Raw genomic sequence first — 16,320 nt, 5'->3', positions numbered from 1 at the left:
TTCGAACCACGCGGGATGCCGCAGTAGCGAGTGCTTCCGGATGGCGGACTTCTGGCGGCGACGAGTAGGACGGGTTTCGGTGCAGGATCAGAGATTTCGACTTGCGGTGGGGTCGAGTCCGTGAGCCGGGCCAGGGCGGCGAAACGGTCTCCGGCGCAGTAGCCGCGACCTACGGGCCGCCTGCGATGGTGGCGGTATGAGCGACGACGCGCAAGGTGCCCAGTGACGGGTCGGCGGGGTCGGGGACGTTCATCCCGGCCGCGAGACCGGATCGGAGGTAGTCGACCACGGCGACGTCGATCAGTTCACCGGGCACGATCACCGGGATCCCAGGCGGGTACGGGGTCACCTGTTCAGCGGCGATTCGACCGGGTGCGCGGTCGATCGGGACGGTCCATTGCCCAGGTCGGAAGGTCCTCGTGGAAAGGCAGATGCGCGCCCCACGCCTCATCCACGATCAGGGGCTTGCCATGGCGGTGACAGACCGCGGCGATCTCGGCGATGTCGGCACACGTGCCGTACGGGGTGGGACTGACGATCAGCGCACCGGCCGCTTCCGGGTGGCGCTCCCATGCCAGGTGCACCTGTTCGGGAGACGGCGGATGCGAAAAGTGCCGAGCCGCATCCCATCTGGGTGTCACCCAGTAGGGCTGCACACCGGCGAAGATCAGACCGGCGACAATCGATTTATGGCTGTCACGGCCCACGATGGTTCCACCGTCTCCACCCGCCACGGCCATCATCGCCGCCTTCACCGACAGCGAGCTGCCGCAGGTCGAGAAGAAGGCGTACTCGGCCCCCACCGCGTCAGCCATCAGTTCCTCGGCATCGGCGAGATGATGGCCGCGAGCCAGGCGATCGTCCATTCCCGGACCGGCGAGAATGTCGGCTCGCAGCGCATCGCCGAGGACATTGTTCACCCTCGGATCCGCACCCCGCGATTGCCGGTGTCCAGGCGGGGTGAACCCGTAACGGCCCAGTCGCTGATAGTCGGCCACAGCATCGAGTATCGGTGCGGCGGAATGGTTCACGGTGGTCTCCCTGAGGCTGGGGCGGTGGTTCGCTGTACTCGGGGGCGAAAGGACGTCAAGAAGCGCGCAGCTTGTCCAGGAGCGGTGGGGCGGCTTCGGCCAGGAATCGGTCCTGTTGCTCGTCGCCGACCTGGACCAGTGCGATGTCGGTGAAGCCGGCGTCCCGGTAGGGGCGCACGGATGCGGCGATGGCGTCGAGGTCGGGGCCGCAGGCGATCTGCTCGGCGATGTCGCGGGGGCGGACGAACCGCGTCGCGGCCGCGAATCCGGCCGGTGTGGGCAGGTTGGCGTTGACGTCCCAGCCACCCGCGGACCATCGGAACTGTTCGTGAGCGCGCTGAATCGCCTTGTCGCGGTCGCTGTCCCAGCTGACCGGGACCTGTCCGGTCACTCGCGAGGGCCCCGTTCCGTACTCGTCTGTTCGGATGAGCTGCCAGGAATCGACGAGGTCGGCGTCCGGATCGGTGGTGATCATCTCGTCGGCCAGCGGGGCGAATCGCCGGACCGACTGCGGCCCGGAGACCGCGACCGCGATCGGCACCGGCTGGGCGGGCAGATCCCAGATCTTGGCCGCGTCGACCCGATACCAGTGCCCGCGGCGGCTGATCGTATTGCCGGTCAGGAGATCGCGGATGAGGCCGATGGCCTCGGCGAGGCGGTCCTGTCGTTCGTCGAGGCCGGGCCAGCCCACGCCGATCACGTGTTCGTTGAGGCTTTCACCGCTGCCCAGCCCGAGGGTGAACCGGCCCTCGGCGAGGATCTGCAGGGTCGCGGCCTGTTGCGCGACGATCGCCGGGTGGTAGCGCATGGTCGGACAGCACACGTAGGTCATCAGCGGGATGTGGTCGGTGGCCTGCGCGACGGCGCCGAGCAATGTCCAGGCGTGCGGTGCGTGGCCCTGGGACGCGAGCCAGGGCGAGAAATGATCGGAGCTGACCAGGAAGTCGAATCCCGCCTGTTCGGCGGCGACCGCGTAGCGGACGAGCTCGCGCGGTCCACTCTGTTCGGTCATGAGCGTGTATCCGAACCGGGTCATGGTCGTGTCCTTTCCGAGGTGGATCTTCGCTCCGTTCGGGCGATACCCGGGCTTTCCTCGATCACACGACCGCGCGATGAATAACTGATCATGAGCGGGGTAGGCGGATCGATATGGCGGCTGCCCGCTCTCGATCAAGGGCTCTATCCATTCATAAGGGGTGCGATCATGAATCCATATCAGCCTGATCCAACCGGAGATCCGGAGATTCCCTCTACGGCCGAGCAATTCGACGAAGACGCCCTCGACGCCGATCCGCTCGAGGAGGCTGCCGACCCCGCCGATCGGTGGGAGCCCACCGACGAGGAGCTCAGCGATACGCCCGGTGATGACAGCCTGGCGCGGCGGCTGGCCGCCGAAGAACCTGATGTCACACCGGAGCGGGGTTGATGGCGGCGATGCCGGGTATTGCCAAGGATGCCCAGACCGGATGGTCTGGCAGTGCACTACTTCCGGGCGGCAGTCGCGGTCCGTGAGAAGCACCGTCAATGGCGGCGGCACCTCAATGGCGAGGTCAGCGAGCGAATCGTGACAGCTGAGGCGAGGAGCACCGACTCATCGCCGATGAAGGGAATTGCCGTGACGTATCGGCGCAGCGACGTCGATACCGTTGCGTGGCAAGCATTGTCGCGGGTGGGGTTCGCGGACCCGATACTGCGTGCCGCTGCGGCCCGGCATCCACGCCGTGGTCGCCCGCGTACTCGGCGGTCGCATCGATATCGGCTCGGTAGCGTTCGGCCCCGGCGAGGCAAATCGTTTGGACCCGAAGGGGCGGACATGGGAGAGCTGATCGGCCGGTGTCCGACCGGGAAAGGGCTCATCCGGAAGATGAATCCGCAATCGCGGTAGTAGCTCGCGGTTGACGGGGTACCGCCGGCCAAAGGCGGCATCGCAGATCGGAAGGTCGAGTGCGGTCCGCACAATACGGCAGAGAAAGGCAAGGCAATGGCTGACCAGGACGTGGTCGATCTGCCGACCGAACAACACGAACAGATATCCACCTTGCTCGAACAACTGAAGTCGGGGCGGGAGGACCGGCGGGAACTGTTCACCGAGTTGGTCCGGCTGCTCGCGGTGCACGAGAGCGCCGAGGAGGAGGTGGTGCATCCTGTCGCCAAGCGCGCCCGGTTCGGCGCCGAGGAAATGGTCGACGCCCGGCTCGACGAAGAGAATCACGCCAAACGCGCGCTCGCGGAGCTGTATGACCTGGGCGTCGATCATCCGGATTTCCCGTCCAAGATCGCGGACTTCGCCGCCGCGGTCGCCGATCACGCGGCGCACGAGGAGGCCGAGGAATTCGTGCTGCTGCGTCGCCAGTATTCGGCGAGCCAGCTCGAACACATGGTCGGATCCGTGCGTGCCGCCGAGGCGATTGCCCCTACGCGGCCGCATCCGCACGCCGGATCGTCCGCCGCGGCCAACCTGATCGCGGGACCGCCCCTGGCCGTGTTCGACCGCATGCGAGACGCGGTGCGCGACTGGAGATCACAGGGCTAGCCGGCAGGACCCCGTCGGTTCGGGGTTTCGGCGGGACGTCGGCAATTCTCCCGCCCGGGATCAAATAGCCGAGAGTTAGCCGAGAGGATCGCGGGTACAGTGAGATTGTGGAACAACGGTGAGATGGCGGACCACCGGCTGCGGCGGCAGCCGGTGATCGCCGCTTGGTGGGCATCATCGCTCCGGGTGATGTCGACCTGGCGAATCGTGATTCCGGCGAGGTCGCGCAGCGATTTCGCAGGGATAACCCGATGAAGGAAGGTGCGGCCGGTCGACTCCGGCCGCACAGTTGTCCGTCAGGAGGTGTTCACCGTGTGCCCTACGCGTACACAGATACCGGACCGAAGGCACGTGCTTCCGCAGCCGTGTGGCGAACTGTCAGCGGGGGTGACCGAGGCGCTGGGAGCGAGCGCCGGGTCGCCGGTGCCGACAGTGCCGGGCGACGCCGCCGCGGACGGTCGCGATCTGCAGCTGGCTCTGCATACCTGCTATGCCCTGCACTATGCGGGATTCGACGGGGTGGACGAGGGCTGGGAGTGGGACCCCGGATTGTTGGGCGTGCGCGCTGAATTGGAGCGCCGGTTCCTGGGGATGCTGCGCGACGATGTCGGCGCAGATCTCGACCTCGACGCCGAACTCGATGCCTTGCTGTCCGGGCCCGACGAAGATGCCGGGGTAGCGGTGTTCCTTCGAGAGGAGGGACGGCCCTGGCAGGTCCGCGAGTATTTTGCGCAGCGGTCGATCCTGCACCACCAAGAGGCCGACCCGTACGCGTGGATGATTCCGCGGCTGCGCGGTCGTGCCAAGGCCGCGCTGGTCGCCGTCGAATTCGACGAGTTCGGAGGCGGGCACGCGGACCGGATCCATCAGCAACTCTTCGCGGACCTGCTGGCCGGCGCGGGCCTGGACCCCTCGTACCTGTTCTATCTGGATGTGGTGCCGGCCCCGATGCTGGCGATCGTGAACATGATGTCGTTGTTCGGGTTGCACCGCGGCCTCCGCGGTGCGGGTATCGGCCATTTCGCGGCCGTCGAGATCACGTCCTCGCCGGCGTCGCGACATCTGGTCGGTGCGCTGGAGAGGTTGCACGCCGATGCCGCCTGCATACGGTTCTACCGCGAACATGTGGAGGCCGACGCCGTGCACGAACAACTGATGCGGCGTGAGGTGATCGCCGATCTGCTGACAGCCGAACCCGAGCTTCGTACCTCGATCGCCTTCGGAATCGGCGCGACCGGTCTGCTGGAAGATCGCTTCGCCAACCATGTGCTCGGATGCTGGCGCGAGAATCGCACATCCTTGCTCATCGACGAGTCGGCCGGAGCCGCAGGCGATTCGTTGGCGCGTTCGCGAATAAACAGTGAACTCAGAGCTATTCCGAGTTCATGATGTTGATTCGCGCGCCCGGGGTCTACCGCCCGCAAGCCGATACTCGGCTGCTGGCGCGTGTGTACGCCGATGCACGCATCCCACCACGCCGGCGCGTGGTCGATGTGTGCACCGGAACCGGTGCGCTGGCCATTGCTGCTGCCCGGTTCGCCAGGTCGGTTACCGCAGTGGATATTTCACGGACTGCGCTGGCATCGGCGTGGCTGAACTGCCGCCTCCGTGGCATCGACGTCGAACTGCTGCACGGCGACTTCCGGAAAGTACTGCGCGGCAGGACCTTCGACGTGGTGGTGTGCAACCCGCCGTACGTCCCGTGCTCGAGTGGCCGTTCACCCCATGGTGCGGCGCGCTCCTGGGACGCGGGCGCCGACGGGCGTTCGGCCATCGACTCGCTCTGCGGGCTGGCGCCTGAATTGCTGTCCGACACAGGCACATTGCTGATGGTCCAATCCGAGCTGTCCGGTGTCGACAGCACTCTGGCGCTCCTGCGGTCTGCCGGGCTGAAGGCCGCGGCGGTCGCTCGGGCGACCATTCCGTTCGGTCCGGTGCTACGCAGCCGCGCCGCCTGGCTGGCCGACACCGGACGGATCCAACCGGGGCAACATCACGAGGAACTGGTGGTCATTCGTGCCGATCGACCCCGACAATGACAGGCGGACAATCACTTTCACCGCCGATGGCCCCGCACTCGTGGAGGGCCCGCTGGAACTGGTGACCGCCGAGGGCCGCACCATCCGCTGTGACCGGTGTGTCGTGGCACTGTGCCTGTGCCGGCGATCGAAAATCTATCCACTGTGCGACACCAGCCACCGCAAACACCGGCACACCGCCGAGTAGCCGAGCCCGGCGAAGGCTTCCGGCCCGGCGTGATTGCACATCCGCCCGGAGCCGCATACCTGCAACTTGAACACTGGCCGACTTCGCGATGCTCGACGGGACAGAACGGACTGTGACATCCGTCAGCCGCGCAAAGCCGGCCCGGCGCAGTAGACACCGTCACGCTACTTCTTCGGCACCAGAATGCCGGTCAGGTCCGCGTCCCGGATCGGGGTGTCCGGATTGCGCTGGGCCTGGCACATGAGCGTGATGGCCGCGATGGAGGCGTCGACGGTGTCCGGATCTGCTGTCGGCGTCACCTTCGAGTCCTGCTCGAGGTATTTGCGGACGGTGATCCGCTGCTTGCTCTGGTCCTGGGCCGTGAACTCGCTGCACGGGGTGCTGCCGCCCTTGTTGACGGCCTCTTTCGCCTGCTCACAGGCTCCGAGCAGGGGGATGAGCAGGGCAACCGCCGCCACTGTGGTGCTGCGGATCGCGTATCGGTTCATCGAGAACACTCCCTCGGTTCGGTCACTCCTGCTCATCGATTGCCCGGTTCCCGAGTCTCGAAACGACATGACCGACAGCCCGTTTCGGTGTGGATGTCCGGGGTAGGTCTCCGGATGTCCCTGCAATCGGTATACGGAGGTATATCCCATGTCAGAGCACGAGAAGAGCGGAGCTCGCGAGGGCGTCGAAGGCGCGGTCGAGGGCGTCAAGGGCGCCGCGAAGGAAGCCGCGGGCAAGGTCTTCGGCAACGAGGGGCTGCGCGAGGAGGGCCGCGCTCAGCAGGACAAGGCCGAAGCTCAGCGCGACGCCGCCAAGCGGGAGGCCCAGGCCGAGAAGGATCGTGCCCGGGCCCAGGCCGAGGAAGCGCGTCAGCGGGCGCACCAGAATCGGTGATGGTCCATGACCGATCCGAATGACAAGGACGTGATCGACCTGCTGGTGTCCCAGCACGGCCAGATCAAAGCCCTGCTCCAACAGGTCCACCTGACCGTGGGCCCGGTCCGGCAGCAGGCCTTCGATGATCTGGTGCGGTTGCTGGCCGTGCACGAGTGCGCGGAGGAGGAGGTCGTGCATCCGGCCGCCCGGCATCATGCGGTGAGCGGCGAGATCGTCGACAGCCGGCTGCGCGAGGAACAGGAGGCCAAGCATGCCCTCGCAGCCCTCTACGACCTCGGCCTCGACCATCCGCAATTCGATTCGAAATTCACGGCTTTCGCGGAGAAAGTGATCGAACACGCGGAGCTCGAGGAGAAGGAGGAGTTCGGTCAGCTACAGCTGCAAGCGTCCCAGGACGAGCGAGTCCGGCTCGCGACCGTGACGCGCTTCGCCGAGGCCTTCGCGCCCACCCGCCCGCATCCGGAGGTGGGCGGTTCCCTGGCCGCGAATCTGCTGATCGGCCCGCCGCTGGCGGTGTTCGACCGGATCCGCGACGCCCTCCGCGAGTGGCGTAGGCAGAGCAGCAACGCCTAGCCCACTCCATCTCTCGCGGTATCCGCACCGGAATCCCCTGGCCCGCAATGGAACAGGTCAGGGGATTCCGGCTTGCGCCAGGGAACCGTCACCGCTGTTGCGGGGCGGGGCGCTTCGATCGGTCCGCGCGGGCAGGAGGACGATGGCGGACTATCGAGGATCGTCGGCCGAGCCTGCGGCAGTGAGACGATCCAGTCTGGGATAGAGCAACTCCCGGACCAGAAGGAGCAGACTCGCGGCGGCGGGAATGGCGAGGAGCGCGCCCAGCACGTCCAGGATCGAGCCACCGATGAGGACCGCCACCACTGTGACCACGGCGGGCGCCTGCACGGTGCGGCCGATGACGCGGGATACGAGCAGATAGTCTTCGTGCCAGCGCAGCACGAGGAAGAAGACCACCGTGGCCAGACAGACCGGCAGCGAAACCGTCAGTGCGGCAAGCGCTATGACGATGCCGGCCAGCGTGGAGCCGATCAATGGGAGGAGATCGAGCACCGAGACCAGCACGGCCAGGACCAAGGGAAGCGGGACCCCGAAGGCCGCCGGCCAGATGAACGTGACTGGATGAGCCGATAGAGGTTGGCGCGCAAGGCGGGGAAGGGCTCCATGCCGATCGCGAGAAACATCGCCGCCGACACCAGCGGCAGGGCCTCATGCGCGGCGAGAACGACACGCCCCGTCCCGACGGTGATCAGGACACCTGCGGAGGCCGTCAGGCCGATCATGAACGGCGAGTGCCGGTCGAACCTGCGTCCGGGACTACCCAGCGGATGCCGCTCGCTGGACTGCTCGGCGGCGCGTTTCTCGGCAGCCGATATCGGGGCCGGTTCACTGTCGGAATGCGGCTGCCCCACCCAATGATCGTGCTGTTTCGTCCTTCATCGGTTCTCTGTCAGTGACCGCCCGGGTCGCCCAGCTTGCGGCCTTCGCGGTGCTTGACCCGTCCGTGTTCGATGACGACCAGCGCTGCGCCTACCGCCAGACACACGACGCAGATCACTCCGGCCACTATCGCCCAGCCCCCGAACCCGTATCCGGCTGCGGTCAACGTGGCCACCAGTGCGACGATTCCGAGTGCGAACACGATGAGCCCCGGCCAGTTTCGCGGGTCCACCATGGACTCGCCGGCGTGAGACCTGGTGGTCCGGGCAGAGTCCGGGAATCGGTCGACGCGGCTGGTCTGCCCGGCATCGCCCGGGTTGTCGAAATACTGTGGCTGGTTGGGCATGACGCCTCCTTCAGGACGGGGCACCGGCCGCGGCGAGGGTGGCTCGCCTGGGGCCGGGGCCTGCGGTCACCGGCGCTTCGACGGGTCAGTCGCGGCCGAGGGCGTGCGCGAGCTGTGCTTTGGACATTCCCGAGCGGCCCTTGATGTTGCGTTGCTTGGCCTCGTTGTAGAGCTGGTCTCGGGTCAGTCCTTTGGGCCCGCGCCGCCCGGAGTGTTGGCCGCCCCGCTGCTGCGGAGACTTGCCCTGCACAGACGTGCGGCTGGCGGTCTTGGTCTCGCCGGCGCGGGCACGGTTCTTGTTCACCGTGCGTGCACCGATTTCCCTGGCCCGCTTCGGGTTTTCGCCGCGCTCCTCGGCGGAGTCGCGGACATGCTCGTATTGCCGTTCCTCTTTCTTCGTCCATTCCTTGGGCATGACTGGGCCTTTCGTTCAGGGGAGTGGAGGCCGCGTCGACGCGAAGATGTCGATCTTGCCGAACTCGCGCAGCGCCGCGTCGATCACGGCGTAACAGTGGGCGGTGTCATTGAGGTCGCCTTGAACCAGCACGGCCCGGTGTCCGCATTCGAGAACTCGCCTGCGCGTCCACGCGGCCTGCTGCGGTTGGTTCTTGTATTCGATGACGACGTCGGCTCCGGCTCGGGCGAAGGCGATCGCCAGTGCGCGGCCGGTGGCGCTGTCGGCGCCCGTCACCACGGCGACCGTACCCGCAAGCTCGGCCATGGCCGGCTCGACGTACTCGGGTTGGTGTGGGTGAATCAGCGTCATCGGCTTCTCCTATCCCGTTCGGTTCGGCCATACCCGGACACGGGACGGTGAAACGGCGCGGCAGCTGAACCGGAGCGAGGTCTGGAGGGCTTGGTGTCGCCGCAGGAAATGGGCCTCGGTAACGTCAGTGCCGAGGAGGTGGCGACCGGTGGTGAACGGGAGAATGGCACAGGCCCGGCAGGAGCGGCGGCGCGTGATCATGACCGCGGCTGCGGGGTTGTTCGCTGCCTGCGGCTATCGGGCGGCGAGTATGGAGGAGATCGCCTGCCGGGCCGGAATCAGCAAACCGGTCCTGTACAAGTCGTTTTCGAGCAAGCTGGAACTGTATCTGGCTGTGCTGAGCGAAGCGGTCGAGGCGTTGGACGGCGTGCTCGCCGGGGCGCTCTGCGGTGCGGAGGATATGGGTTCCGCCGTCACGGCGACCGTGTCCGCGGTATTCGACTTCGCCGACATTCACCCGCGTAGTGCCGCGTTGCTGGCCGGCGCTGCCGTGGCGGAGGAGCCGTCGGCGCAGCGCATGGCACACCGGGCCGCAGCGGTATGCACCGACGCTGTTTCGCAGGCGATGGCGCCGTACCCGATGCCGCGGGGCGACCGACGAGGGCTGATCATCGCCGAGTTGGTCGCGATCGCGCAGACGTGCGCGCGAGACTGGGTGGCCACCGGCAAGCCATTACCCAAACCCGAAGCCGTCGCCACGATCGCCGGCCTGTGCTGGAGCGGAATCGCGGGTATCCAGCTGGCGCGCACGGCCCCGCACGCTGTGGCGGCCGACATGAATCAGGCGCTACGCCTGTGCTCCGACCAGCAGGTCTCCGCTGAGCAACGACCGGTGGTCGAACCGAACTGCCGGCTCACCTGATCGGCGCCGAGGATCCGCTGCACCGTGGAGACGGTCGCAGGGGAGACGCCCGCGACGGCCGCGCCGAGCCGGATTTCCCCCGGCGCCACCACGACTTCGTCGATGTCCTCGTGGATAGCGCGAACCACCGCACGGGCCACGTCGCCGGGTGCGGTGGTGCGGATGCCGTAGGGGAGTTGGGCGCCGCCGTCGGCGAACATGGCGATGTCGCGGACGAATCCCGGCTCGATGATGGAGACGCCGATTCCGTCGTTTCTCATGTCGTGCCGCAGTGCCAGGGAGAATCCTCGTAGCCCGAACTTCGTCCTGCACCATGCCCTCATCGACGGGATGTCGGGCCGGAAACTGCTGCAGCGCATCATGAGTACCGACTAGCAGGCTGCGGCGCTCCCTCCGTGGAGTGCTCCTCGGCCACGCCGCCGCTCGGAATCCGCACCGGCGGGGCGCGGGGTCCTCGAGGCGCTCCGGCAGGGTGTTCGGGAAGTGACGACAGCGCTGCCCGCCGTGGTCGCGGTGACGGGTGCGGTGTGGTCGGATCGTCTCACGCTGCCCCTGTCGGCACCGGCCGGCCCGCTCAATGTCCCATCGGCGGTGCTCGGCAGGTCGCGGTGGGATCCTGGCCGCTGGAGCGAATTCGCCTGGTGCGCAAGGCGACCGGCGTGACCGTCAATGACGTCGTGCTCGCGATGTCGGGCGCGGCGCTGCGCCGGTATCTCGCCGAGCGGGGCGCGCTGCCCGACCGGCCGCTGGTGGCGATGGTGCCGGTTTCGCTGCGCGATGCCGGCGCGGAGGCCCTCGAAGAGGGGCTCCACGACCTCGGGCAGGCGACGCGCTGAGTTCTCGGCAGACCGGGATAGCATCGGCGGACGCGCGGCCGGTGTCGCGGATCTACTGGAACAGCCCGTGCGCCAGTAACTTCCACGCGTGCTGTCCGACCGCCTTGCGATCCCTCGGTTCGGTCTTCACCAGGACCGCGGCCAGCATGGCGAGGGCCATGATGATGTCGGAGGCGGTCATGCTGCCTCGGATGGGGCCGCGCTGGTGAGGATCGTCGAGCTTGGTCGTGATCAGCGCGAGCATTCGGGCAGCGGTTTCCGCGAGGCGTTCATCGTTGGTGCTGACCGGATCGAGCATCACGATGAACGCCGCGGAGTCGGTGAGCTGGTCGACGATGAAGGTGAGCAGCTCCTTCAGGTTGACGTCCGGATCGGCGGCCAGGGCTTCGACTTCGGCGAAATTCTCGTCGAACACCGCCATCGCCAGATCGTCACGCGTGGGGAAGTGGCGATAGAGCACACCCTGGCCCACCCCGGCGGCGCGCGCGATCGCGCTCAGCGGCACATCCAGGCCCGCATCGGCGAACTGGGTTCGTGCCGCGCGAATCAGAGCCGACCTGTTGGACGCGGCCGCGCTGGGACCCCGGTTGGTGTGCGGTGACCCTGTCATCGTTTCCACGGTATCGCAACGGTCGCCGCCGATACCGGCCCGCGGCACGGGAAGTCGGCGGCGGCGGGAATGCCGGAATTCGCGCCGATAAGTGCTCGGACAGCCTGAATCGATTCCCGAACAATGCGATTCGGCCAGATGAATTCGACGATTCGAAAGGCAAATTCTCGGCACGCGGGAGCTTCTACGGCCATGCGCTGGTGTGTGATGGTCGGCAGTTCACACTCACCGGTAGGCGGAATTTCACATTGTCGAAGCAGGTCAGATGCGGTATGACGGACCGGACTGTACTGTCCGGTAGGGCGAGAGTCAAGCCCTGGTGGCAACATTGCAATGATGTTTGTTGCACTGTAGTTTCGGTACCTGGACGTCAGGCCTTGCAGTGCAGCTACCTGCGGAAAGGTGTTCGTCAAAGTGAATTGTGGCCAATGCCTGGAAGGGGAGTGTGATGACCGCGGAAGTCGATTCGTCGATGCGTCTGCAGACCGACGACGTGGCCGCCCGAACGGTTCTCCCGGGCTGGCACGAGGTCTTCGCCGCGCTGTGCGGCCGCGTCGGCGACGAGCCCGGGGCGCATCCGGTCACTCGCTGCGCGCGGCGGCTGGCCGAGTTGCACGCCGCTTCGCAGCGTGAACCCGACATGGTGGGCGTGCACGGAGTGCGGATGGTCTTGATCGCCAGCATCGACGATTGGGTCGCGCATCACGCCCCCCATGCCGCTCGGTGTGGCGAGTCGCTGGGCAGGGCGGCCGATCGGCTGGCGCAAACCCAGCAGGAAGCCGTGGCGGCGCTCCGGAACGAAACCGACGAGGAGTGCGTCCATGCTGTCTGGCACGCGCTGGGCCTGCTGGCGACCGAATGGTCCGATCTGGTGGATGAGGTGATGCACGGCCAGAAGCGAATGCGAGACTCCGGACACTGAGAGATGACCAGCGGCGCACCTGAAGCGATATCGGCCGGACCGATATGAGCTACGCCGACCGGAGTCGGCGCGCTCATTGTCTGTCGCGTTTCGGCGGTTCGGTCGCGACGATCCCCGAATCACGCAAGTGGATGATCGACGTACGGGACAGTCCGAGCCGGTCGGCGAGCACGCTCTCGGTGTGCTCACCGAGGCGGGGCGCCGGCCGGGCCGGGATGTGCACCCCGTTGATCGTCATCGGCGTCCCCGGTGCCGGGTAGTGACCGGCCTCGGGTTGATCGATCGTTGTGAACAGCGGTTTCGATGTGGTCCGCGGATCGGAGGCGAGTTCGCCGAACGTGCGATATCGCTCGCGGAGGACCGACGTTCCGGCCAGCGCGTCGGCGATCTCGGCAGCGCCGCGCGCGCCGAACCTCGGCGGCGAGCATGTTCACCACGGCGGACTGTCGGGGCGCGCCGTGCCTGGTCGCATTGTGCTGGGGTGGCGAGGATCTCGCGGAGGAACTCGGCGCGCTGGCGAATCGCGACAGCGACGGCACCGAGGCTTTCACCTTCGCGCTCGCGAGAAGCCTGTGCCAAACTTTCGCAGCGGCGGCCGGTCTCTCGGCTGTCGACACCGTGTACCCGGACTTCCGCGACACGGAGGGGCTGTGCCGACGCGCTGAGCAGGCCCGCCACATCGGCGACCGCGGCATGCTCGCCATCCACCCCGATCAAGTGGAACTGATCAATGCGGCATTCACTCCCACGGCGGCAGAAGTGGCCGCCGTACGAACGGTCATCGACCTGTTCTCGGCGAATCCCGGCACGGGCGCAGTGGGGTACCAGGGAGCGATGCTCGACCGGCCGTACCTGGCCCGGGCGCAGGCGCTGGTCGAGGCCGGTCGCGGTAAGGCCGATTCCGACTATTGACGCGATGGTTCGGTTGGGATCGCAATCGGGATATGGGCCTACTCTGGTGTAGATAGCTACCGTGTCTGAACGTAAATGCGTTGCGCGACAAGCGTTTCGAAAGATGCACCGCTACGGTGGCGGTGTGTGGGCACCGCGGCGCGTGGGTGTCGTGCGCAGCGGGACTGCGTTGGCGGCTATGGGTCCATACCCCATTCGGTCGGTTCAATCAATGATTGAAACAGTGATTGAAACCATGCTTAGCTGCCCTCATGACCGAGAAGCTCTCGTTGGACAGTCCGAACATGAACAAGCGGGTCGCGGGAAAAGTGGCCCTGATCAGCGGGGGTGCGCGCGGCATGGGCGCGGCGCACGCGCGTGCTCTGGTCGAGCACGGCGCCCGGGTGGTGATCGGGGACATCCTGGAGGCAGAAGGGAAGGCGCTGGCGGCCGAGTTGGGTGCGGCGGCTCGCTTCGTCCATCTGGATGTGACCGACCCCGAGCACTGGGAGCAGGCGGTCGGCGTCGCCGTCGAGGAATTCGGCGCGCTGACCGTCCTCGTGAACAATGCCGGAATCGTCAACGGCAATCTCATCGTCGACTACGAGCTGGCGGCGTGGCGGCAGATCGTCGACATCAACCTGACCGGTACCTTCCTCGGTATTCAGGCCGCGGCCAAGGCGATGATGAACGCCGGCGTCGGCTCGATCATCAACATCTCCTCGGTGGAGGGTCTGCGTGGCAGCCCGGGACTCCACGGCTACACCGCCACCAAGTTCGCCGTGCGCGGCCTGACCAAGTCGGCCGCACTCGAGCTGGCGCAGCACAACATTCGCGTGAACTCGGTCCACCCCGGCATGGTGCGCACACCGATGACCGAGGGCATCCCCGAGGACTTCCTGCAGATCCCGCTGGGCCGTGCCGCCACCGCTGACGAGGTCGCGAATCTCATCGTCTACCTGGCAAGCGACGAATCCAGCTATACGACCGGCGCCGAGCACGTCATCGATGGCGGACTGATCGTCGGCGTTCCCCACAAGACTTTCGGATAACGCCCTGCCTCACGGATTCGAAGGACTTGATTCATGACCAACGCTGTTGATCTCCAGGCTCTGGCCGCCCAGGTGGTCGGGAAGCTGACCGGGCCGGGCGGGTCGTTCGAGATGACAGTCGAGCCGGTGCTCGGCGCACCGCTGCCGGTGTTCAAACATCGCCGCCGTTCGCTGCTGGAGTTGCTGGAAGCGTCTCGTGAGCTGGGTGATCTCGAGTATCTGGTGTCCGGGCGGACGCGCTATACCTTCGCCGAGCATTACGCCGCCGCCGGTGCTCTGGCTGCCGCGCTGGCCGAACGCTACGGCGTGGGCAAGGGCGATCGGATCGGCATCCTGGCCGCCAATACCCCCGAGTGGGTGCTGACGTTCTGGGCCGCACAGCGATTGGGCGCGATCCCGGTCGGCTACAACGCGTGGTGGGTGCCGCGCGAGATCGCCTACGGCCTCGAGCACACTTCCCCGAAGGTCGTGATCGCGGACGCCAAACGCGCCGCGCCGGCCGCCGAGACCGGCACCGGCATCCCGGTGCTGACCATCGAAACCGATCTGCCCGCGCTGATCGCGGAATTCGCGGGCGGTCATCCGAGTACCGCGGTGTCCGAGGATGATCCGGCGATCATTCTCTACACCTCCGGGACCACGGGCCGGCCCAAGGGCGTGGTGCACTCCCAGCAGAACCTGGTCGCCGTGGTGGACTACCACCGGTTCATGGACGCACTGGCGGCCGGCTTCCTCGGTCGAACCTGGGATGGCGCACCCGCCGCGCGTCGCTACCTGGCCACGATGCCGCTGTTCCATATCGCGAGCCTGCACAATCTGGCGATCCCGCGTCTGGCCACGGGTGACGCCGTGGTCTTCCCGGTCTCGGGGGAGTTCGACGCCGAATCACTGCTGAGGCTGGTGGAGACGGAGCAGGTCACCAACTGGGCTGCGGTGCCGACCTTGGCGAGTCGGATTCTGGGCGTGGACATCTCGAAGTACGACCTGTCCTCGCTGACCGCGTTCTCGCTCAACTCCGCGCCGTCGTCTCCCGTGCTGGTGCAGCGGTTGCGTGAACGGTTCCCCGTTGCCCTGCAGGGCCTTACGACCAGCTACGGGTGCACGGAGTCCGGCACCGCCGCGACGGTGGCGACCCCGCCGGAGTTGGCCGCCGATACGGAGACCGTGGGCCGTGCGGTGGTCGGTGTCGCCGTCGAGGTCCGCGATCTCGAGGGGAAACCGGCTCCGGACGGCGAAGAGGGGGAGATCTGCATCCGCAGCCCGTACGTAATGCTCGGCTACTGGAACAACACGGATGCGACGAACGCGGCGATCGACGAGAACCGCTGGTTGCGCACCGGCGACTACGGCACCTTGCGTGAGGGGAAGCTCTACATCTCCGGTCGGCGTTCGGATCTGATCCTGCGGGGTGGCGAGAACGTCTATCCACAGGAGATCGAGAATGCCCTGGACGAGCACCCGCTGGTGCGGGAGTCGGCCGTGATCGGTGTCCCGCACGAGGATCTGGGCCAAAGCGTGGCCGCCATCGTGGTGGTCGACGATCCGGAGCAGCTGTCCGAGGACGAATTGCGCGATCACGTGGCCAGGCGGCTGGCCTATTTCAAGGTGCCCGCCCACTGGCTGGTCACCGCGGATCCGTTGCCGCGCAATGCCACCGGTAAGGTCCTGCGCCGCGACCTGCCCCGGGCATTCCGCTCGGTCACCGGCTGACGCTGAATTTCCGTTCGCCGAACCGTCGCCGCGGCAGGTCCTCGAAACCGCGCTGCGGGAACGGATTCAGCCGGTTTGACGAGAGGTCACGGGAGGTGCCCCGGTACTGCGGGGCATCGTCGCGCCCCGCGTCGAACCCGCCGTCCGCAATGCGATGGCGGTGTAGGTGCGAACGCCCACCCCGGATCCCGTCAC

The 16,320-nt window shown here is 66.9% G+C and carries 22 protein-coding genes and 3 pseudogenes; 13 read left to right on the top strand and 12 right to left on the bottom strand.

The annotated features are described in order from the left end of the window. Window positions 1-169: 169 nt before the first annotated feature. From ON33_RS44660 to ON33_RS37715, 4 genes and pseudogenes are all read right to left on the bottom strand, one after another. On the bottom strand, window positions 170-316 hold the full coding sequence (locus ON33_RS44660) for a hypothetical protein (RefSeq protein WP_373281091.1): 147 nt from the start codon (window positions 314-316) through the stop codon (window positions 170-172). Beyond that, window positions 317-451, bottom strand: a pseudogene (locus tag ON33_RS44655) (Orn/Lys/Arg family decarboxylase); the annotation flags it as partial. Beyond that, window positions 393-1,031, bottom strand: a pseudogene (locus ON33_RS37720) (aminotransferase class I/II-fold pyridoxal phosphate-dependent enzyme); the annotation flags it as partial. The pseudogenes ON33_RS37720 and ON33_RS44655, both read right to left, overlap by 59 nt. 55 nt (window positions 1,032-1,086) lie before the next feature. Next, window positions 1,087-2,067, bottom strand: coding sequence for a TIGR03557 family F420-dependent LLM class oxidoreductase (locus ON33_RS37715; RefSeq protein ID WP_040863918.1), 981 nt, complete (start codon window positions 2,065-2,067; stop codon window positions 1,087-1,089). A 168-nt stretch (window positions 2,068-2,235) separates the two neighbouring features. Here ON33_RS37715 and ON33_RS37710 point away from each other — a divergent pair, with 168 nt between their 5' ends. The 5 genes from ON33_RS37710 to ON33_RS37690 all read left to right on the top strand — a co-directional run bounded on the left by ON33_RS37710 (window position 2,236) and on the right by ON33_RS37690 (window position 5,790). Then, entirely contained in the window at window positions 2,236-2,457 is a 222-nt protein-coding gene (locus ON33_RS37710) for a hypothetical protein (protein ID WP_051153461.1), read from the top strand. 555 nt (window positions 2,458-3,012) lie between these two features. After that, window positions 3,013-3,564: a hemerythrin domain-containing protein gene (locus tag ON33_RS37705; RefSeq protein ID WP_040863917.1), complete on the top strand. Its 552-nt coding sequence runs from the start codon at window positions 3,013-3,015 to the stop codon at window positions 3,562-3,564. Window positions 3,565-3,951: 387 nt separating this feature from the next. After that, complete coding sequence (locus tag ON33_RS37700) at window positions 3,952-4,953, top strand: iron-containing redox enzyme family protein (RefSeq protein ID WP_245551220.1); 1,002 nt, start codon at window positions 3,952-3,954, stop codon at window positions 4,951-4,953. After that, window positions 4,950-5,603: a HemK2/MTQ2 family protein methyltransferase gene (locus ON33_RS37695; protein WP_040863916.1), complete on the top strand. Its 654-nt coding sequence runs from the start codon at window positions 4,950-4,952 to the stop codon at window positions 5,601-5,603. Before ON33_RS37700 ends, ON33_RS37695 begins: the two co-directional genes overlap by 4 nt. After that, on the top strand, window positions 5,581-5,790 hold the full coding sequence (locus ON33_RS37690; protein WP_040863915.1) for a CDGSH iron-sulfur domain-containing protein: 210 nt from the start codon (window positions 5,581-5,583) through the stop codon (window positions 5,788-5,790). Before ON33_RS37695 ends, ON33_RS37690 begins: the two co-directional genes overlap by 23 nt. 164 nt (window positions 5,791-5,954) lie before the next feature. Here ON33_RS37690 and ON33_RS37685 read toward each other — a convergent pair whose 3' ends face one another. Continuing rightward, window positions 5,955-6,278, bottom strand: a complete 324-nt coding sequence (locus ON33_RS37685; RefSeq protein WP_040864001.1) for a hypothetical protein — start codon at window positions 6,276-6,278, stop codon at window positions 5,955-5,957. A 148-nt stretch (window positions 6,279-6,426) separates the two neighbouring features. Here ON33_RS37685 and mbp1 point away from each other — a divergent pair, with 148 nt between their 5' ends. Further along, a complete protein-coding gene (gene mbp1 / locus ON33_RS40445; protein ID WP_083869611.1) occupies window positions 6,427-6,672 on the top strand; it encodes a microaggregate-binding protein 1 in 246 nt (81 codons plus the stop codon). 6 nt (window positions 6,673-6,678) lie between these two features. Next, the gene (locus ON33_RS37675; RefSeq protein WP_040863913.1) at window positions 6,679-7,248 is read left to right on the top strand and encodes a hemerythrin domain-containing protein; all 570 of its coding nucleotides are present in this window, start codon (window positions 6,679-6,681) and stop codon (window positions 7,246-7,248) included. A 150-nt stretch (window positions 7,249-7,398) separates the two neighbouring features. Here the strand turns inward: ON33_RS37675 and ON33_RS43870 are convergent, their stop codons facing one another. From ON33_RS43870 to ON33_RS37655, 4 genes are all read right to left on the bottom strand, one after another. Beyond that, window positions 7,399-7,755: an AI-2E family transporter gene (locus tag ON33_RS43870; RefSeq protein ID WP_245551217.1), complete on the bottom strand. Its 357-nt coding sequence runs from the start codon at window positions 7,753-7,755 to the stop codon at window positions 7,399-7,401. 385 nt (window positions 7,756-8,140) lie between these two features. Continuing rightward, a complete protein-coding gene (locus ON33_RS37665) occupies window positions 8,141-8,476 on the bottom strand; it encodes a DUF308 domain-containing protein (RefSeq protein ID WP_040863911.1) in 336 nt (111 codons plus the stop codon). Window positions 8,477-8,561: 85 nt separating this feature from the next. Then, the gene (locus ON33_RS37660; protein ID WP_040863910.1) at window positions 8,562-8,891 is read right to left on the bottom strand and encodes a hypothetical protein; all 330 of its coding nucleotides are present in this window, start codon (window positions 8,889-8,891) and stop codon (window positions 8,562-8,564) included. Between the two features lie 15 nt (window positions 8,892-8,906). Next, window positions 8,907-9,242, bottom strand: coding sequence for an SDR family NAD(P)-dependent oxidoreductase (locus tag ON33_RS37655; RefSeq protein WP_051153460.1), 336 nt, complete (start codon window positions 9,240-9,242; stop codon window positions 8,907-8,909). Window positions 9,243-9,390: 148 nt separating this feature from the next. Between ON33_RS37655 and ON33_RS37650 the strand changes: the two genes are divergently transcribed. Further along, on the top strand, window positions 9,391-10,104 hold the full coding sequence (locus ON33_RS37650) for a TetR/AcrR family transcriptional regulator (RefSeq protein WP_157184949.1): 714 nt from the start codon (window positions 9,391-9,393) through the stop codon (window positions 10,102-10,104). Here ON33_RS37650 and ON33_RS40435 read toward each other — a convergent pair. Then, window positions 10,023-10,364, bottom strand: a complete 342-nt coding sequence (locus tag ON33_RS40435; protein ID WP_040863909.1) for an SDR family oxidoreductase — start codon at window positions 10,362-10,364, stop codon at window positions 10,023-10,025. The two genes, ON33_RS37650 and ON33_RS40435, sit on opposite strands and share 82 nt — an antisense overlap. A gap of 135 nt (window positions 10,365-10,499) precedes the next feature. Here ON33_RS40435 and ON33_RS42180 point away from each other — a divergent pair, with 135 nt between their 5' ends. Then, window positions 10,500-10,940, top strand: coding sequence for a wax ester/triacylglycerol synthase domain-containing protein (locus tag ON33_RS42180; protein ID WP_157184948.1), 441 nt, complete (start codon window positions 10,500-10,502; stop codon window positions 10,938-10,940). A gap of 52 nt (window positions 10,941-10,992) precedes the next feature. On the opposite strand, the gene ON33_RS37635 is transcribed toward ON33_RS42180, so the two are convergent. Beyond that, window positions 10,993-11,550: a TetR/AcrR family transcriptional regulator gene (locus tag ON33_RS37635; protein ID WP_040863998.1), complete on the bottom strand. Its 558-nt coding sequence runs from the start codon at window positions 11,548-11,550 to the stop codon at window positions 10,993-10,995. A 448-nt stretch (window positions 11,551-11,998) separates the two neighbouring features. Between ON33_RS37635 and ON33_RS38955 the strand changes: the two genes are divergently transcribed. Beyond that, on the top strand, window positions 11,999-12,472 hold the full coding sequence (locus ON33_RS38955; protein WP_157184947.1) for a hypothetical protein: 474 nt from the start codon (window positions 11,999-12,001) through the stop codon (window positions 12,470-12,472). A gap of 73 nt (window positions 12,473-12,545) precedes the next feature. Here ON33_RS38955 and ON33_RS44235 read toward each other — a convergent pair. Beyond that, window positions 12,546-12,872, bottom strand: a pseudogene (locus tag ON33_RS44235) (CoA transferase); the annotation flags it as partial. Between the two features lie 26 nt (window positions 12,873-12,898). On the opposite strand from ON33_RS44235, the gene ON33_RS37625 reads away from it, so the two are divergent. The 3 genes from ON33_RS37625 (at window position 12,899) to casG (ending at window position 16,125) form a co-directional block, all read left to right on the top strand. Next, window positions 12,899-13,384, top strand: coding sequence for an HpcH/HpaI aldolase/citrate lyase family protein (locus ON33_RS37625; RefSeq protein WP_051153456.1), 486 nt, complete (start codon window positions 12,899-12,901; stop codon window positions 13,382-13,384). Window positions 13,385-13,668: 284 nt separating this feature from the next. After that, complete coding sequence (locus ON33_RS37620; RefSeq protein ID WP_040863995.1) at window positions 13,669-14,415, top strand: glucose 1-dehydrogenase; 747 nt, start codon at window positions 13,669-13,671, stop codon at window positions 14,413-14,415. 33 nt (window positions 14,416-14,448) lie between these two features. After that, window positions 14,449-16,125, top strand: a complete 1,677-nt coding sequence (casG, locus tag ON33_RS37615) for a steroid-24-oyl-CoA synthetase (protein ID WP_040863908.1) — start codon at window positions 14,449-14,451, stop codon at window positions 16,123-16,125. The last annotated feature ends 195 nt before the right edge of the window (window positions 16,126-16,320 follow it).

The organism is Nocardia niigatensis NBRC 100131, from assembly GCF_000308655.1.
GTDB classification, from domain to species: Bacteria; Actinomycetota; Actinomycetes; order Mycobacteriales; family Mycobacteriaceae; genus Nocardia; species Nocardia niigatensis.
Note: the sequence above shows the minus strand (reverse complement) of the source record. Positions and strands in the feature narration are given on the sequence as shown.

What these genes read in the sequence shown, in the direction of transcription:
- ON33_RS37715 (WP_040863918.1), bottom strand. Translation starts at nt 2,067, where the DNA reads ATGACCCGGTTCGGATACACGCTCATGACCGAACAGAGTGGACCGCGC.
- ON33_RS37710 (WP_051153461.1), top strand. Translation starts at nt 2,236, where the DNA reads ATGAATCCATATCAGCCTGATCCAACCGGAGATCCGGAGATTCCCTCT.
- ON33_RS37655 (WP_051153460.1), bottom strand. Translation starts at nt 9,242, where the DNA reads ATGACGCTGATTCACCCACACCAACCCGAGTACGTCGAGCCGGCCATG.
- ON33_RS37660 (WP_040863910.1), bottom strand. Translation starts at nt 8,891, where the DNA reads ATGCCCAAGGAATGGACGAAGAAAGAGGAACGGCAATACGAGCATGTC.
- ON33_RS37635 (WP_040863998.1), bottom strand. Translation starts at nt 11,550, where the DNA reads ATGACAGGGTCACCGCACACCAACCGGGGTCCCAGCGCGGCCGCGTCC.
- ON33_RS37625 (WP_051153456.1), top strand. Translation starts at nt 12,899, where the DNA reads ATGTTCACCACGGCGGACTGTCGGGGCGCGCCGTGCCTGGTCGCATTG.
- ON33_RS37675 (WP_040863913.1), top strand. Translation starts at nt 6,679, where the DNA reads ATGACCGATCCGAATGACAAGGACGTGATCGACCTGCTGGTGTCCCAG.
- ON33_RS37665 (WP_040863911.1), bottom strand. Translation starts at nt 8,476, where the DNA reads ATGCCCAACCAGCCACAGTATTTCGACAACCCGGGCGATGCCGGGCAG.
- ON33_RS38955 (WP_157184947.1), top strand. Translation starts at nt 11,999, where the DNA reads ATGACCGCGGAAGTCGATTCGTCGATGCGTCTGCAGACCGACGACGTG.
- casG (WP_040863908.1), top strand. Translation starts at nt 14,449, where the DNA reads ATGACCAACGCTGTTGATCTCCAGGCTCTGGCCGCCCAGGTGGTCGGG.
- ON33_RS37705 (WP_040863917.1), top strand. Translation starts at nt 3,013, where the DNA reads ATGGCTGACCAGGACGTGGTCGATCTGCCGACCGAACAACACGAACAG.
- ON33_RS37620 (WP_040863995.1), top strand. Translation starts at nt 13,669, where the DNA reads ATGAACAAGCGGGTCGCGGGAAAAGTGGCCCTGATCAGCGGGGGTGCG.
- ON33_RS37695 (WP_040863916.1), top strand. Translation starts at nt 4,950, where the DNA reads ATGATGTTGATTCGCGCGCCCGGGGTCTACCGCCCGCAAGCCGATACT.
- ON33_RS40435 (WP_040863909.1), bottom strand. Translation starts at nt 10,364, where the DNA reads ATGAGAAACGACGGAATCGGCGTCTCCATCATCGAGCCGGGATTCGTC.
- mbp1 (WP_083869611.1), top strand. Translation starts at nt 6,427, where the DNA reads ATGTCAGAGCACGAGAAGAGCGGAGCTCGCGAGGGCGTCGAAGGCGCG.
- ON33_RS37685 (WP_040864001.1), bottom strand. Translation starts at nt 6,278, where the DNA reads ATGAACCGATACGCGATCCGCAGCACCACAGTGGCGGCGGTTGCCCTG.